The sequence below is a fragment of the Methanosarcinales archaeon genome, assembly GCA_014859725.1.
In the GTDB taxonomy this organism is placed as follows: domain Archaea; phylum Halobacteriota; class Methanosarcinia; order Methanosarcinales; family Methanocomedenaceae; genus Kmv04.
Window position 1 is genome coordinate 1 of record JACUTQ010000043.1, and the last position, 14,980, is coordinate 14,980.

Sequence of the window (14,980 nt, forward strand, 5' to 3'; positions counted from 1 at the left end):
TGGAAATGCATTTGTTGATTTTCGGAATTACCAATCAATTTGGAGAGGATACCATAAATCTTATATACAATGTATAATATTGTACATTGGTGGACACATGTATACAATCTGGATCACGTGATACTGAATGCACAGAATAATCGATGAGATAATTTTATCAACGGAAATACGGATTAAAAACATCCGAAATAATGATGCTGGAACAACTGTTACAGTAAGAAGCCTTGCTCAATCCATACGATCTGCAAAGAGCAATCACTATATTCCTGTCATTGCAGAAGTTAAACCTGCTTCCCCAACAACTCATAACAGGGATGTGACGAGCCTTGAAGCAGCCTGGATAGCCCGGACAATGGAAAGAGCGGGAGCAGCTGCGATCTCTGTACTGACAGAACCCCGGTTCTTCCACGGCAATCTGGAAAATCTGGAGAAGGTACGAAGTGTTGTGGATATCCCTGTGTTGAGAAAAGATTTCATTATTGATCCTAAACAGATTTATGAGATAAAAAGCGACCTGATCCTTTTGATAGCAGGAATACTGGGAGATCGTCTCCCTGAATTTATCAAACTCGCAACACAAAGAGGACTTCAACCCCTGGTGGAAGTGCATAACGAACAGGAACTTATGGCCGCATTAGATACTGATGCTGAAATAATAGGTATTAACAACCGCAATCTAAATACCATGGAAGTAGACCTGGCCACTACAGAAACTCTGGCACATATTATCAAGCAACACGATCCAAACAGGATAATAATAAGTGAAAGCGGTATACAGTCCCCTGATGACGTAAAACGAGTAATAGGGGCTGGTGCTGATGCTGTATTGGTAGGTACATCTATTATGAAAGGTGACATCTACCTGAACACAAAAAGGCTTGTAGATGCCGTAATTACCACATAAATATTTAAATAACAATAACTGAGGCAGATATTATGAAAACAAAAGGCAAGTTCGGGCGGTTCGGCGGGCAGTTCGTACCCGAAGTGCTTATGCCCGCATTGGAAGAACTGGAACAGGCATATGAACGCTTTAAGAAGGACCCGGGATTTAAAGCAGAACTGGATTATTATTTACAGGATTTTGCCGGAAGGCCTTCCCCCCTCTACTTTGCCAGGAGTCTGAGTAAGAAGTACGGCCTCAAAGTTTATCTCAAACGTGAGGACCTGGTACATGGCGGCGCACACAAACTGAACAATACAATCGGACAGGCACTGCTGGCAAAATATATGGGTAAGCAGCGGCTTATTGCCGAGACCGGAGCAGGTCAGCACGGGACTGCCACAGCCATGGCAGGAGCCAACCTGGGACTGAACACTGAGGTCTACATGGGTGCCAAGGACATAGAGCGCCAGCGTATGAACGTGTACCGCATGGAACTGATGGGCACAAAAGTACATGCAGTGACCTCAGGCAGCCAGACCCTGAAGGACGCTATCAATGAGGCCCTTCGGGACTGGGTTGCCAATGTGGAACATACTCATTATCTAATAGGTTCGGTGGTGGGACCACATCCGTTCCCCATGATAGTCAGGGATTTCCAGAGCGTAATAGGGGAAGAGGTCAAATACCAGATCATGGAAAAGGAGGGACGACTCCCAGATTCCATTATTGCATGTACAGGCGGGGGGAGTAACGCCATGGGTATCTTCCATCCTTTCGTGTCAGATGTTGATGTGGACCTGATTGCAGTGGAAGCAGGGGGTAGCGGCCTAAAATGTAATGATACGGCAGCACTGCATTCTGCATCCCTTTCTGTTGGTGAGGAGGGTGTGCTGCATGGGGCTAAAACCAAGATACTGCAAAATGAATATGGTCAAATACTGGAATCCCAAAGTATCTCTGCCGGACTGGACTACAGCGGGGTAGGGCCTGAACTGGCATACCTGGCAGAAACTGGGAGGATTAAACCGAAGAATGCCAGTGATGAGGAAGCATTGGCAGCTTTCCACGAGCTGAGCCGGACTGAAGGAATTATCCCGGCCCTTGAATCATCTCATGCTCTGGCATACCTGGCAAAGGCTGCCAGTGAACTGGGTGAAATTGTCGTGATCAACATATCGGGCAGAGGCGATAAAGACCTGGAGACTGTTATGAAAATGGGGGCAGTCGCATGAATATTTCTGATAAGTTCAAAGAACTGAAAACACGGGGTGAAGGAGCTCTTATAGCCTACGTGTGCGCAGGTGACGGGGACACGCCCGGGATAGTGCACGCCCTTATCAGGGGCGGGGCCGATATTGTTGAACTGGGAATGCCTTTCTCGGACCCTGTGGCTGACGGGCCCACCATCCAGGCATCCATACAGAGGGCACTGGATGCTGGTATGAACCCTGATAAGTATTTCGAAATGGTCAAAGGTCTGGATGTTGATGTACCCCTGGTGGTGATGACCTACTACAACCTGATATTCAAGAGGGGACTTGAAAAGTTCGTGAAAGACTGCCAGGACAGCGGGATAACCGGAATCATTGTACCTGACCTGCCGCCCGAGGAGTCTGAGGAACTGGCAGGATACTGTCATGAACATGGCATTGACCTGATATTCCTGGTAGCACCCACCACCAGGGGGAACAGGCTGGAAGATATTTTGAAAAAGGGTACCGGTTTTATCTATATGGTAGCCAGACTTGGGGTTACCGGGGCCAGAGCAGATATCTCTGAATCCACAAAGGAACTGCTGGGCAGGGTCAATACCGATACACCCAGGGCCGTTGGATTTGGTATTTCATCCGGGGAACAGGCAGCTGAGATATTCCAAAGCGGGGCTGAAGGAGTGATCGTGGGCTCTGCTTTTGTAGATATTATCGCCAGTAGTGAGGATGTGATCAAACGATTGGAAGTGCTGGCATGGGAGATCAAATCGAATTTGTGATGAAGGCCATTCTCAGTCAGGGAGAGAAATCATGAACTTAAATCTCACAATACGAAATATTGGGATTGTATTAGTGATTCTTGGGGTCATCCTGTTGATGGTATTCTGGGTATATACGATATTGACTGCCGAAGTTGACCCCATCATCAGAATATCATTGATTGCGATAATTATCGGGATCATGATAACCCTGTTTTCGATCTTACAGGAAAAGGTGAAAAATAAAGATAAGGAAACTAAAAGGAAATATTGAGGTGGCACATGATTTTAGTAAATACTGATACTATAACTGGAAAAGAGATTGTAGAAACCCTGGGACTTGCCAGGGGAAGCTCCATCCAGACCAAACATATCGGAAAGGACATCATGTCAGTCCTCCGCCATATAGTGGGTGGAGAGCTGGTGGAATATTCAAAGATGCTTGAAGAATCACGGGAAAAAGCCATCAACCGGATGGTGGACGATGCCGAAAAAATGGGGGCAAATGCGGTCATAAATGTTCGGTTCATGACATCCATGGTAATGTCAGGAGCTGCCGAGATACTGGCATACGGGACTGCAGTTAAGATCAGGGATACGTAGTCATGATCTCAATTTCACATTTCCATTTTAGATAACCTTAAATTTATTTAGGTTCTAATTAACGTTGGGTGATAATTTGAAAGTATTTAAGTGTAAAATTTGTCAGGAAGGTTATTTGGGGGACGAAGCACCAACACACTGTCCATTTTGCGGTGCACACCGGCCATATATAATCGATCCCAGGGATTTTGATATGCCGGAATATGCATTGACAGATGTGTCTCGTAAGAACCTGGAAGAGGCATTGAAACTGGAAGTGGGTAATGCAGAATTCTATTTCTGTGCTGCTGCCAACGCAGATAACGTGGCTGATGGTACCATGTTTAAGAGACTTGGTAAAATTGAGTCCGAGCACGCATCAACCATTGCCAAAGAATTGAAAGTTTCCGTCCCTGATATCAGCAGGGATAAGGACATGTGCAGTGATAAAAATCTGGACAATCTTTCAGAATCCCACCAGCGGGAAGCCAATGCAATAAGCCATTATACCCAGTTCTTAAGTAAAGCTACAGAAGATCGGATAAAGGAAATATTCACCGCCATAATAGAGATCGAGAAGGATCATCTGAGCCTTACAGAAGGCAGATTTTAAAGTTTGAGTTGGGATATTCTCCCAACTCCAAATTTCTATTTTTTTCTTCTTATAAAGTACACAGCCATCAACAGACCAGATATTGCAATTACTGATACAAAACCTGGCACACTTGAATCAGGTTCAGCTGGCATTTTAGTTTCTGTTTGCTCTGCTTCAGCTTCTTCGACCACAATCTCGATAACATGCTCTGAGAATTCAGGAACATTGATCATGATCTGTGCTCTACTTCTTGATTCCTGGGAAATAAAACAGGCGAAATGTGTTGCAATACTAACCTGCTCAGGATTATCTATGCAATTGATAGAAACATTATCATAATAGATATGTAATCTTTCCCTTTCCTGCAATTGTAAAGAAGTATTATCCAGATTAAAGCTCAGTATTTTCCCGGTTGGGTCTGTCGAATTCAACCTTAATCGTATCCTTTCAGTGTTCATTACTTCGCTTTGCATCCTCAGGTGTTTTGAGTAATTTACCATATTCATTGAACCGTTCATACCAAGGTAAACTTCAGCACCGACGCGGTTTTTAGCAATCTCCTGAACAATCAACCTGTTCATTTGACTCAACCTGGGCATATTTACTGGCAATGCCCTCACTACCATTAAACTATTTTCAGGCACATCAACACTCACGATGTCGTCACTTTTGTCAACTTCAAAAGAACCTTCATCAGGATATACAATATATACCTCAACTTCATTAGATACAATTTTTACCGTATTATCCTCTTCAGTAGCAGTCACCCCATCAGCCAGGTCAAAGTTGACAGTGTAAGCATCAGAACTTATAAAATTTATCACAGCAGCCGGGTTATCATGTACCTGCATGATGACTTTTCCATCAGAATCAATTATCGCTGTCATTGAGCCCCAGACCTGGGTTTCACCAAAAACTAATCCATCAACTGTAATTGAATCAAAAATAGTATTTTCTGCAATTCCATAATTTGAAATTTCTCCAGTTGAATCATTTATAGTAAATGTGACATAGTTTCCGAACATGTGTGCACCACTGTTCATGAATCCCATTCCCTGCATACCTGCTTCATGGCGGAAATCCCGGCCCTGCTGCATCATGTCAGATGCATCTATGGGTCCCATTCCAACCCCCATATTAGCTTTAGGATTACTATTTAATGCTACAACATTACTGGCAATTAACATCATCACCAGTAGCGTTAGAAATATTCCACCAACGTATCTATAGTTCATACTATCACTCCTCTTTAATATTATTTTAAAAAATTGACATATTAGTTTATAACAATTGCGTTGCTGTATCCGTTAGGCTTATAGGTAACAAAGTATATTCAGATAGTCGCAGCCCGGTAGTGTAGTGGTCAATCATGGGGGACCCTGGATCCCCCGACTTCGGTTCGAATCCGTACCGGGCTACTATTCACGTTCGATTAAAATATTTTAAATGATTGGATTCTTTGCGTCCTGTGTGGTTTTTAAAAGAAAAATTCAAACTGCCCAGCTGTGGCTGACCATCTGGCAAATTTGACTGATCAGAGGATGCTCCCAGTATTGCCGATGCACGAATGTGAATTCTGCATCCGGATTTAACTGGATCAACTTCTTAGTATTTTCAAGGGCGGATGTAAGTGATTCATAATCCGGGATGTTGATTACTTCAGCATTTAAGGGATGGGTTTCCTTTAGTTCCAATGGGTAAGCACCAAAAGGTGGTTTGAAGTGCAGCACATGGTCATATTCAGCTTCACCAGATATCTTTCCACCTGGCCTTATAAGTACAGTCCCTTCCAGTTTCAAATGTTCTAGACGCTTGTTCCAACGGAGCACCTCAGGTCTGTTTACTGATTGGGGACCGCAGTAGAAGTATGTTGATTTAGAGGATGGGTCGAACTGCTCGATCCAGTCCATATGGGACGTCATTCTTTTCAGGCCGTCTAATAGTCGAGGATGGGTACGGCATCGCCTTTCCACCAGTTCCCACAGGTTCCCATCCCTGATAGCCTGTTTAACATTATTTATCTCTGCAAAGGTGACATAGAGGTTGTGCCTGGCCAGAAGTTCTATTTTATCAGGACTGGCCGAGATCTCCCTGGCTGAGTGACTGGTGCAGATAGGGCAGGCGCAGGGAAGATACTCAAGGTCCTTGATATGATAGGTCCCATCGGCAGTTAGGTACCTGCCATCCTTAGCATACAGGGCATAAGCTGCCGAATCAAAGAGGTCGCAGCCCAGTGCCACAGCCAGTGCAAACACCATAGGGTGACCGGCACCGAAAAGGTGGACCGGAGCCGATGACGGCAGTCCTTTCTTTGCACTGACAATTACATCTACCAGGTCTGCATAACGGTAGGATTCCATTAACGGCACTACTGCACCTATCGGGTATATGTCAAAACCGGCACTGCCCAGCTGGCGGGCTGCCTGCTCCCTCAGGTCCGGATATCGTCCGCCCTGGATGGAAGCTGCCAACAACATCTGGCTGTCCTTATTTAGATCCAGGGCCTCCATCAATCTTTCATTTGTGGTTGCAAGTTCCTGTTTAACCTTATCATAGTCAGCATCTGGCGGCGTGGGAATATCTAGCGGCACACCAATATCAGTTCCAATGGACTGCTGGAATTCAATGATCTGTGCATTATTCACTTCGACCTCACCATAGACACTCAATTGGAATGAGCCGCTATCGGTCATAATGGGGCCGTTGAATTCCAGAAGGCTGTGAAGACCTTGCTGTTGAGCTTTTGCCTTTAGCGCCTCTTTACGATATATGATATAAGAATTGGTAATGATCATCCGGGCGCCGAAATCTGGCATCTCCTTTGCCGGGATTGTCTGGATATTGGGATTTATCACCGGCATGATGGTGGGTGTTTCTACAGTTCCGTGGGGTGTGGTAAGGCGTCCGATCCTGCCTGCAAGGTCCTTGTGGGTAATTTCAAAAATATCGGGCATAATTTGATCCAGAAGAAATATGTTCTAAATAAGGTCAGCAGCTTTCACCAGCGGCAATAGCTGCACACCGATGTTTGCCAGACCGGCTCGGGCTCCTTCATCCCTGTCTACTATACTGATAACAGTATCCACTTTGGCTCCCTCTTCCTTCAAGGCTTTGATGGCTTCGATCACTGATGAGCCAGTAGTGGTCACATCTTCAACCATCAGCAGACTCCTTTTAAAGACATCTCCTATGAAACGGCCCCCAGTTCCGTATTCTTTTAAAGATTTTCTGATGATAACCAGGGGAAGACCTGATCTTAGTGATACTGCTGTAGCCAGGGGGACAGCTCCAACAGCAACACCCCCAATGGCCTCGGCACAGATACCCTTTTCATCAATAATCTCTACGATTTGCCGGGCAATCAAATCCAGGGTCCCGGGATCGGAAATGGCTTTCTTGATGTCGATATAATAATTACTTTTCCTGCCAGATGCCAGGGTAAAATCCCCGAACTTTACGGCTTTGCACTCCTTTAATGCTTGAATCAATTCTTTATCCATTAACTTCACTACCAGGGCTCTTTCTTGACCTTTATAAGATATCCGAATACATTTGTGATAATATGCAATAAAGGTGTGATTACAAGTACTGTAATTATTATCCAGAAAGTAAAATAGGTTTTGAACCAGACAGATGCGAATATGAGCGTTAACAACCAGGCACCCAGTACAAAATCCAGCTGGTCGGCCACAGGGAACATGGCCCCCCGCTTAAGATTTAACCTTCTTTTAATAAAACTCTCGGCACTGTCTCCCAGTAAAGCTCCTGACGCCATTAAGAACACTGCTAATATGGTGCTATGGGAATATGCACCCAAAGCCGATTGAAAGCTGGGCCATTCATTAAAAATACTAATAGATGTAAGATAGGGGGCAGTTTTTACCTGCAAAAATCCGATCACAAGACCGCATAACGTACCGGCAACAAGGCCCCTGATAGTTTTCCCATCTCCCAATATCCGCTTTCCGTCAACGAATTTCTTACCAAGATCCATGGGAGTACCTCCTCCAAAAACAGCAGCCATGGGATTTGCAATGTAAGCTGGAAGCATGAGCCAGATTGATGCCGCTGCAATATCGATAATGGTCATGTTACGTTAATATTCATATTTGATGTTAAAAGTATTGAAAAATGAAATTATACAGTGAACGGGATGCGCTCGATCTTGCCAGCATTAAGATTCTTGAACTCTACTCCTCCAGGCACACCCAGTATTTCAATCCCGTTGAATTCATCCACACCGCAAAGAATGTCCTGTTCCGGATGGGTGCCTGGTGTGATATCACAGCTTATACGGATACGGCTGCCTACAGATACCACTATCTTCAACCTTTTTGATGCAGGGTGGTTCTTAGGAAGCACAATAAGAGGTGTACCCACTTCCCTGATCATATAGAGCACGCATTTGATACCTGCTAAAGTGGTCTTTTTTGTATCAAATCCTGACGAGACCAACAGGTCGTCAGGTTCCAGGCCGAGTACGATTTCCTCCTCCTCAGTCTCAAGAAAAAATAAATTATTATTTCCAGCTTTGACCATGCCAATGACACCATCACTACCCTGGAGCATTAGCATTTCATTTTCATTTAAGGGTATCATACACATTATATTTCGATCATTTTGCAGCTTCCACATTTTGAGAATGACAAGTTGGACACATAATCTTTTTACCCATTCCCTGGAAACTATTACCGCAGTCCTTACATTTATAATCTTTAGCGTCCAGAGCATCTGCTACATCTACACTAAAAGCATCACCTACACTACACATGTGATTTTTCACCTCCAAAAATGGTCATGATTATATATGTTCCATTGGAAAGATAATATATTAAACCTTTCCTGATTTTTAGATGTCTTGAGAAGTAAGGTAATTACATCGGATTTTGAAATTTTATACTAACCACGATATATATGTGTAATGAAATAATATTGAATAACAGAATCTGAATAATATAAAATAGGAAGTGCCAGCAAATGCCCTCAAAAAGTTCTATAATTTTAACAAGTGCATTATTTTGTCTAATATTTTTTCTCACATTATCAACAGTATCAGCTTATCCTGAAATGGCAGAAAATGGTAACGCTGCAGACAGTAGCAATAGTATGGAAGGAAATCCGACCTATTCATATGGAACAGATATCGTCATGATCCAGCATCTGATCGAAATTGATCAGGTATCATATGAAGGTTACATAAAAATTGCCGAAACTCTTGTTCTAATTAATGCCGGGACTGAAAACTATACAGGACCTATCTTTGCCTGGATACCGGATGAAGCTTTCGATGTAAATGTAGGACTACTGGAAATGGTTATGGGTGGCCAAATAAATCTAATTGAATACTCTATGGAAGGAAATGTGGTGAGTTGGGATGGTACAGTTCCAGCAGGACCAAACATTCCTAACATGTATCGTTTGGAATATAAGGTACCTAAAGTATCCACAGATACAATTACTGTTACAAAGAAACTGAAATATCCCACGCTGGTAAATTATGATTATATACCACCTCAAAGCATGCCTGCTCTGGTGATCAAAGTGATGAAATCCGATGAGATGGAAACCAGTTTCACAAATGGAGCAGGTAGTAAAATTGAAACTGATTCTGTTGAAATCCTGGAAGATTCCATTACATATAATTGGGCACCACCTCTATTTGAAGAAATCACTATTAAATCGGACAAACCTGGTGCCGCAAGTTCTGATATTACCCTTTATTTGTTAATTGCTTTAGTTATTATTATAATAATTGGATATCCATTTTTGAGAGGGAAAAGTACTGCACTCAAGAACTTCGAAGAAAAATTGGCTGCTGTTATTCCCAAAAAACAGGATGATGGGATATATTTGGATAAGGAAGATGATGAAGATGAATCTGAAGACGATGAGTATGTAGATGAATAGGATAGCGGAAGAATTGGAAAAAATCTGATTAATTCTTATAAAAACAGGGATAATAAAATGGCCAGAGAGAAATGGAGTTCACGAACCGGATTTTTACTTGCAGGTATCGGCTCTGCAGTGGGTCTGGGCAATGTGTGGAGATTCCCCTACATTGTTGGCCAGAATGGTGGGGGAGCTTTTCTGATCCCATATATTATTGCGATCTTTGTACTGGGCTTGCCTCTGATGATCCTGGAATTCTCAGTTGGCAGGGAATTCAAAGGTTCAGTGGTCTCATCCATGAAGAAAATCAAAGGTCATCTCAGGTGGGTGGGAATCATTGTGGTAATAGTTACAATAATAGTATTGAGTTATTACCTGGTGGTTACAGGCTGGACTATTAGTTATCTTATACTTACATTACTGGGGAAAAATATCATCTTTGATGAGTTCACTCTGACATATTATTCACCCATTTTTTTCATTGCGGTAACAATTATAACATCCTACATTGTAAGGAAGGGAATAAAGGGCGGTATCGAAAAAACAAGTACGATAATGGTTCCGGCTCTCGGAATTCTAATGATGGCGATGGTAATCTACGCTCTCACTCTTCCCAATGCCTTTCAAGGCATTTCATTTTACCTCACACCTGATTTTTCAAGACTTTCTGATTATTCTGTCTGGGCTGCAGCTTTTGGGCAGGCGTTCTTTTCACTTTCAGTGGGTTCTGGGATATTGTTGACTTACGGGAGCTATCTTGATGAAAAGATCAGTATTCCCAATAATTCAATAATTATCACAGTTTCAGACCTGTTCATATCCTTCGTCAGCGGCCTGGTGGTATTCTCCATTGTATTTTCCTTCGGCTTCGAACCCGCGGCAGGACCAAAACTTGCCTTCTCTACTATTCCGCTTATCTTTGATAAGGTGCCTTATGGATTCCTGCTGGAAGCTGTATTTTTCCTCCTGCTGTTCTTCGCTGCATTGACCTCTGCCATCTCCATGATGGAGGTTGGGGTTTCCACCCTGGTGGACGAATTGAAAATGACCAGACATAAAGCCACATCCCTTTTGACATTGGTCATCCTGGTGCTGGGATTCCCTGCAGCTTTGAGCTATTCAGGGATGAAGCTTACAGTGTTCAATACTCCTGTTTTCGATCTGATGGATACATTATTCGGATCCATCGGCCTCATGGTTACAGCATTGCTCATTTCAGTCTCAGTCACCTGGTTCATGGACAACAAAGTCATGAAGGACCAGATGGAAAGGAACACACACTGGAATGCCAGTAAAATTGTATTTGTGCTGGTAAAATATGTAATTCCCATTATTCTTATATATGTATTGGCCGTGAGAATCAAATTTTACCTGAACCTGTGAAATGGTTTACTTTCAAAAAATGGTCACGCCACTGACTGGCTGACCCATAATGAAACATATATATAAATATCATTACAACAGATTTTATTTGGTGATTTTATGGGTGTTAAAGAAAGTTTAGAATCAACTCTGTTAGTAATAGTCGCATCTCTATTACTGATAATAGTAACGATAATATACTTCGGAATAACTTTATGGGTTGTGAAGATTGGCAGCAATCTTTTCTTCGGTACCGGATTGGACGCGAATTTTGCAGTGCTGGCAGCAGCAATTCTGTCCGCAAGCGGTGTTCTGGGAGGAGCATTTAAAGAATAATATTTGAATAAAGTTATATATTTTGTGTTTATTTTTTTTAATTAATACATATGCAAAGGCAGCGGTACAAAGAAAAAAGCAACCCCAATCCTCATTTTATCCAGACCCGCTTTCCTTCCAGCATAAACACGATCATGGAACCTATCTTGCATGTGATATCCCCGATCCTCTCAAGATAACGGGCTACAAACAGCAGGTCAGTGGCATCATCGATAGTAGTTGTGTCATTAATCATAAAATTGAGCAATTCAGTGTATAGCTGCTGGTACAGAGCATCGATTACATCATCCAGCGGTTCAAGCTGGTCAGTAAGTCTGACATCCTGATTTTGTATGGCAAGAATGTCAAGTTCGATCATCTTCCAGATATTTTCTGACATTCTTGGTATATCAACCAATGGTTTCAGTAACGGTTTGTGTGCAGATTTCTTAGTGATCCTTGCTATCTTCTCAGCATAATCACATATCCGTTCAAAAGAATCAGATATCTTCATCATCGAGGATATAAACCTCAGATCCCTGGCTACCGGCTGCTGTGTGGCAGTCAACATCATACCGCGATCGCTGATTTCAATATTGAGAACATCGCTCTTTTCTTCCAGTTCGATAACCCTGGCTACCATCTCAACATCCTGGTTCCTGAGGGAATCCACTGATAAACTGACAGCATCCCTGGTGAGCTTGGCCATTTTAATAACATCTGTTTCCAGACGATCCATTTCCATTTGGAATACCTTTCTGACCATTATCCAAATCTCCCTGTGATATAATCTTCCGTACGTTTATCCTTAGGATATTCAAACAGATCTTTTGTTTCACTATATTCGATAAGTTCTCCCAGCAGAAAATATGCGGTATAATCGCTGACCCTTGCTGCCTGCATCATATTATGAGTTACTATGATAACTGTATAATCCTGTTTCAATTCGATCATCAGGTCTTCTATCTTGGCAGTAGAAATAGGGTCAAGAGCTGAGCACGGTTCATCCATGAGAATTATTTCCGGCTTTACCGCCATGGCCCTGGCAATGCACAACCTCTGCTGCTGCCCGCCGCTCAAACCCATTGCCGAAGAATGGAGTCTATCCTCGATCTCATCCCATAAAGCTGCGGATTTTACCGTTTCTTCCACGATGGCATCCAGTTCGGACTTATCCTTTATCCCATGTATCTTTGGTCCATAGGCAATGTTCTCATAAATGGATTTAGGGAACGGATTGGGTTTTTGGAATACCATTCCCACTTTTTTCCTCAGTCCCACCACGTCCACATCAGATGAATATATGTCCTGGCCGTTATAGAATACACTTCCCGTTGTCCTGGAAATTGGAATTACTTCGTTCATCCGGTTCAATGCTCGCAGGAACGTGGATTTACCGCAGCCTGACGGTCCGATAATCGCAGTGATCTTATGTTTGGCGATCTTCAGGTCAACATTTTTTATAGCTTGCGTGGAGCCGAACCAGATGTCCAAACCAGAGCTTTGTAGTATTATTTCTTCATTTTCCAGCATCTACCAGTCCTTCCTTTTCCTGTACCTGTATCTAACAAACAGGGCAATGAATGTCATGGAAAATATCAACGCTACCAGCACAAGTGCCGTCCCTGCCGCATATGCCTGGGCCTGGGGGTGAACGTGCTGGGTGGCAAGTATGAACATATGATACGGCAGGACCATGAACTTATCAAAGGGAGAATTAGGCAGTCCCCGCATATAAAAGGTTGCCCCAACCACGATAATGGGTGCGGTTTCACCCATGGCCCGGGCCAGTCCGATAATAGAACCTGTGATCATGCCCGATGCTGCGTATGGCAGCACATTTGTGCGTACGGCCTGCCATCTGCTGGCACCCAGGGCATATGCACCTTCCCGAAATGACCGGGGAACTGTCTTCAGGGATTCTTCACTGGCAGTGATCACCCAGGGGATGGTCATACCTGAGAGGGTAAGGGAGGCTGCAATAATGGATGTCCCAAAATTCAGCATCTGGACAAATACTGCGAACCCAAATATCCCATAGATGATGGAAGGCACTCCTGCCAGATTTCTAATGGCCAGCCTGATCATCCTGATCAGGAACGAATGCCCTGCATATTCATTTAGATAGACGGCACAGGATACTCCCACAGGAATACTGAACACTGCCACACCCACTCCCAGATAAAAGGTTCCCACGATGGCAGGATAGATCCCACCGGCTGTAATATCGCTGTTCACCCACATTTCTGTGAGAAAACGAAAACTTATGACTCCCAACCCCATGTGGATCACATAGAGCAGTACTATTACAATGATCCCCAGGCTGACAAGGCCGGTGAGCCTGAAAAGGTTGAAATACAGTTTCTGCTTAATGTGGGGTTTCACATCTTCCCCTCCTGCCTGTGTAAATAAATGTCTGCTGCAAAGTTCACAGCAAAGGTCATGATAAAGAGCACCAGACCCACAGCATACAGCGCCTGGTAATGCAGGTCTCCTACGACCACTTCCTTGATCTCAATGGCAATAGTGGCAGTCATTGGACGGACAGGGTCAAAAAAACCGGTAGGAAAAGCCCTTGCATTCCCTGCCACCATAAGCACTACCATGGTCTCACCCACCACGCGCCCCAGTCCCAGCATAACAGCAGCTAAGATACCTGACATGGCTGACGGTACCACCACGTTTCGGATGGTCTGCCAATTGTTGGCACCAAGAGCCAGGCTGGCATCAGTATAGCCTTTTGGTACCGAGGTTATGGCATCCTCTGATATGCTTATGATGGTGGGAAGAGCCATTATGGCTACCAGTATGGATGCTGTGAATGCATTCAGTCCGCTGCTCAGTCCGAACACATTTGCAACTGCCGGGGCAAGTACTAACAAACCCAGCATCCCCAGCACCACACTGGGGAGGGCTGCGATCATCTCTATGGCAGGCTTTAACAGTTCTCTGACCGAAGGTGATGCGATCTGTGCAATATATATGGCACACGCCACACCAAGGGGTACGGCAATGATGAGGGAGAACACGGCAATATAAAGGGTTCCGACCACCAGCGACAGAATGCCCCAGCTGGGCTGTACATAGGATGTTGGGTTCCAGTCTGTACTGAAAAAGAACTCGAAAAGGGAGATGTGAGTAAATGCCTGCAGACCAATGACTGCAAGAAATATAAAAATACCCAGGACTAAAGCTATGGTGGATATGCCGTTTATTGCAAAAAACCATGCAATGAGTTTGTCAGTCAATTTCTTTTTGAACATAATGAACATCTCCAGTTGCATAAATTCCCAAAACATCTTTCGGCGAATAACGCACTGCCAATACTCTTATTAGAGACTTTTTATTATTTTCTGATAATGGCCAATATAGGTCAATTTAA

General features: G+C 43.6%; 19 protein-coding genes and 1 tRNA gene. 10 read left to right on the forward strand and 10 right to left on the reverse strand.

The genetic code is table 11. The features are described 5' to 3' along the window. The first annotated feature begins 127 nt into the window (after positions 1-127). The 6 genes from IBX40_05330 to IBX40_05355 all read left to right on the forward strand — a co-directional run bounded on the left by IBX40_05330 (position 128) and on the right by IBX40_05355 (position 4,050). On the forward strand, positions 128-904 hold the full coding sequence (locus IBX40_05330) for an indole-3-glycerol-phosphate synthase (protein MBE0523741.1): 777 nt from the start codon (positions 128-130) through the stop codon (positions 902-904). A gap of 32 nt (positions 905-936) precedes the next feature. Beyond that, positions 937-2,118: a tryptophan synthase subunit beta gene (gene trpB, locus IBX40_05335; GenBank protein ID MBE0523742.1), complete on the forward strand. Its 1,182-nt coding sequence runs from the start codon at positions 937-939 to the stop codon at positions 2,116-2,118. Beyond that, on the forward strand, positions 2,115-2,876 hold the full coding sequence (locus IBX40_05340; protein ID MBE0523743.1) for a tryptophan synthase subunit alpha: 762 nt from the start codon (positions 2,115-2,117) through the stop codon (positions 2,874-2,876). The genes trpB and IBX40_05340 overlap by 4 nt, the downstream gene beginning before the upstream one ends. Positions 2,877-2,907: 31 nt before the next feature. Next, positions 2,908-3,129 (forward strand): hypothetical protein, encoded by a 222-nt coding sequence (locus IBX40_05345; protein ID MBE0523744.1) that lies wholly within the window; start codon positions 2,908-2,910, stop codon positions 3,127-3,129. An 8-nt stretch (positions 3,130-3,137) separates the two neighbouring features. Beyond that, a complete protein-coding gene (locus IBX40_05350; protein MBE0523745.1) occupies positions 3,138-3,458 on the forward strand; it encodes a YbjQ family protein in 321 nt (106 codons plus the stop codon). Between the two features lie 64 nt (positions 3,459-3,522). Further along, entirely contained in the window at positions 3,523-4,050 is a 528-nt protein-coding gene (locus IBX40_05355; protein MBE0523746.1) for a ferritin, read from the forward strand. A 35-nt stretch (positions 4,051-4,085) separates the two neighbouring features. Here IBX40_05355 and IBX40_05360 read toward each other — a convergent pair whose 3' ends face one another. After that, complete coding sequence (locus tag IBX40_05360; GenBank protein MBE0523747.1) at positions 4,086-5,267, reverse strand: hypothetical protein; 1,182 nt, start codon at positions 5,265-5,267, stop codon at positions 4,086-4,088. 110 nt (positions 5,268-5,377) lie between these two features. Here IBX40_05360 and IBX40_05365 point away from each other — a divergent pair. Next, positions 5,378-5,450 (forward strand) — tRNA-Gln (locus tag IBX40_05365). Positions 5,451-5,522: 72 nt separating this feature from the next. On the opposite strand, the gene tgtA is transcribed toward IBX40_05365, so the two are convergent. Genes tgtA through IBX40_05390 form a run of 5 tightly spaced genes read right to left on the reverse strand, consistent with a single transcriptional unit; the run spans position 5,523 to position 8,803 of the window. After that, a complete protein-coding gene (gene tgtA / locus IBX40_05370) occupies positions 5,523-6,986 on the reverse strand; it encodes a tRNA guanosine(15) transglycosylase TgtA (protein MBE0523748.1) in 1,464 nt (487 codons plus the stop codon). A 24-nt stretch (positions 6,987-7,010) separates the two neighbouring features. Continuing rightward, positions 7,011-7,532 carry an orotate phosphoribosyltransferase gene (locus tag IBX40_05375; GenBank protein MBE0523749.1) on the reverse strand — a complete coding sequence of 174 codons (522 nt, stop codon included), beginning with the start codon at positions 7,530-7,532 and terminating at the stop codon, positions 7,011-7,013. Between the two features lie 8 nt (positions 7,533-7,540). Then, on the reverse strand, positions 7,541-8,122 hold the full coding sequence (locus IBX40_05380; GenBank protein MBE0523750.1) for a CDP-2,3-bis-(O-geranylgeranyl)-sn-glycerol synthase: 582 nt from the start codon (positions 8,120-8,122) through the stop codon (positions 7,541-7,543). Positions 8,123-8,169: 47 nt separating this feature from the next. Beyond that, positions 8,170-8,637: a hypothetical protein gene (locus IBX40_05385; GenBank protein MBE0523751.1), complete on the reverse strand. Its 468-nt coding sequence runs from the start codon at positions 8,635-8,637 to the stop codon at positions 8,170-8,172. A 10-nt stretch (positions 8,638-8,647) separates the two neighbouring features. Continuing rightward, positions 8,648-8,803 carry a hypothetical protein gene (locus tag IBX40_05390; GenBank protein ID MBE0523752.1) on the reverse strand — a complete coding sequence of 52 codons (156 nt, stop codon included), beginning with the start codon at positions 8,801-8,803 and terminating at the stop codon, positions 8,648-8,650. A gap of 296 nt (positions 8,804-9,099) precedes the next feature. Here IBX40_05390 and IBX40_05395 point away from each other — a divergent pair, with 296 nt between their 5' ends. The 3 genes from IBX40_05395 (at position 9,100) to IBX40_05405 (ending at position 11,619) form a co-directional block, all read left to right on the forward strand. After that, on the forward strand, positions 9,100-9,939 hold the full coding sequence (locus tag IBX40_05395; GenBank protein MBE0523753.1) for a hypothetical protein: 840 nt from the start codon (positions 9,100-9,102) through the stop codon (positions 9,937-9,939). Positions 9,940-9,996: 57 nt separating this feature from the next. After that, positions 9,997-11,304, forward strand: coding sequence for a sodium-dependent transporter (locus IBX40_05400; protein MBE0523754.1), 1,308 nt, complete (start codon positions 9,997-9,999; stop codon positions 11,302-11,304). 99 nt (positions 11,305-11,403) lie between these two features. Then, on the forward strand, positions 11,404-11,619 hold the full coding sequence (locus tag IBX40_05405; GenBank protein MBE0523755.1) for a hypothetical protein: 216 nt from the start codon (positions 11,404-11,406) through the stop codon (positions 11,617-11,619). A 91-nt stretch (positions 11,620-11,710) separates the two neighbouring features. Here the strand turns inward: IBX40_05405 and phoU are convergent, their stop codons facing one another. From phoU to pstC, 4 genes are read right to left on the reverse strand one after another with little or no spacing between them, the layout of a single operon-like run. Further along, positions 11,711-12,364: a phosphate signaling complex protein PhoU gene (gene phoU / locus IBX40_05410; GenBank protein MBE0523756.1), complete on the reverse strand. Its 654-nt coding sequence runs from the start codon at positions 12,362-12,364 to the stop codon at positions 11,711-11,713. Then, on the reverse strand, positions 12,364-13,131 hold the full coding sequence (locus IBX40_05415; protein ID MBE0523757.1) for a phosphate ABC transporter ATP-binding protein: 768 nt from the start codon (positions 13,129-13,131) through the stop codon (positions 12,364-12,366). Before IBX40_05415 ends, phoU begins: the two co-directional genes overlap by 1 nt. Further along, complete coding sequence (gene pstA, locus IBX40_05420) at positions 13,132-13,983, reverse strand: phosphate ABC transporter permease PstA (protein MBE0523758.1); 852 nt, start codon at positions 13,981-13,983, stop codon at positions 13,132-13,134. After that, positions 13,980-14,861, reverse strand: a complete 882-nt coding sequence (pstC, locus tag IBX40_05425) for a phosphate ABC transporter permease subunit PstC (protein ID MBE0523759.1) — start codon at positions 14,859-14,861, stop codon at positions 13,980-13,982. Before pstC ends, pstA begins: the two co-directional genes overlap by 4 nt. Positions 14,862-14,980 lie beyond the last annotated feature (119 nt).

What these genes read in the sequence shown, in the direction of transcription:
- IBX40_05330 (MBE0523741.1), top strand. Translation starts at nt 128, where the DNA reads ATGCACAGAATAATCGATGAGATAATTTTATCAACGGAAATACGGATT.
- trpB (MBE0523742.1), top strand. Translation starts at nt 937, where the DNA reads ATGAAAACAAAAGGCAAGTTCGGGCGGTTCGGCGGGCAGTTCGTACCC.
- IBX40_05340 (MBE0523743.1), top strand. Translation starts at nt 2,115, where the DNA reads ATGAATATTTCTGATAAGTTCAAAGAACTGAAAACACGGGGTGAAGGA.
- IBX40_05345 (MBE0523744.1), top strand. Translation starts at nt 2,908, where the DNA reads ATGAACTTAAATCTCACAATACGAAATATTGGGATTGTATTAGTGATT.
- IBX40_05350 (MBE0523745.1), top strand. Translation starts at nt 3,138, where the DNA reads ATGATTTTAGTAAATACTGATACTATAACTGGAAAAGAGATTGTAGAA.
- IBX40_05360 (MBE0523747.1), bottom strand. Translation starts at nt 5,267, where the DNA reads ATGAACTATAGATACGTTGGTGGAATATTTCTAACGCTACTGGTGATG.
- tgtA (MBE0523748.1), bottom strand. Translation starts at nt 6,986, where the DNA reads ATGCCCGATATTTTTGAAATTACCCACAAGGACCTTGCAGGCAGGATC.
- IBX40_05375 (MBE0523749.1), bottom strand. Translation starts at nt 7,532, where the DNA reads ATGGATAAAGAATTGATTCAAGCATTAAAGGAGTGCAAAGCCGTAAAG.
- IBX40_05380 (MBE0523750.1), bottom strand. Translation starts at nt 8,122, where the DNA reads ATGACCATTATCGATATTGCAGCGGCATCAATCTGGCTCATGCTTCCA.
- IBX40_05385 (MBE0523751.1), bottom strand. Translation starts at nt 8,637, where the DNA reads ATGTGTATGATACCCTTAAATGAAAATGAAATGCTAATGCTCCAGGGT.
- IBX40_05390 (MBE0523752.1), bottom strand. Translation starts at nt 8,803, where the DNA reads ATGTGTAGTGTAGGTGATGCTTTTAGTGTAGATGTAGCAGATGCTCTG.
- IBX40_05395 (MBE0523753.1), top strand. Translation starts at nt 9,100, where the DNA reads ATGGCAGAAAATGGTAACGCTGCAGACAGTAGCAATAGTATGGAAGGA.
- IBX40_05400 (MBE0523754.1), top strand. Translation starts at nt 9,997, where the DNA reads ATGGCCAGAGAGAAATGGAGTTCACGAACCGGATTTTTACTTGCAGGT.
- IBX40_05405 (MBE0523755.1), top strand. Translation starts at nt 11,404, where the DNA reads ATGGGTGTTAAAGAAAGTTTAGAATCAACTCTGTTAGTAATAGTCGCA.
- phoU (MBE0523756.1), bottom strand. Translation starts at nt 12,364, where the DNA reads ATGGTCAGAAAGGTATTCCAAATGGAAATGGATCGTCTGGAAACAGAT.
- IBX40_05415 (MBE0523757.1), bottom strand. Translation starts at nt 13,131, where the DNA reads ATGCTGGAAAATGAAGAAATAATACTACAAAGCTCTGGTTTGGACATC.
- pstC (MBE0523759.1), bottom strand. Translation starts at nt 14,861, where the DNA reads ATGTTCAAAAAGAAATTGACTGACAAACTCATTGCATGGTTTTTTGCA.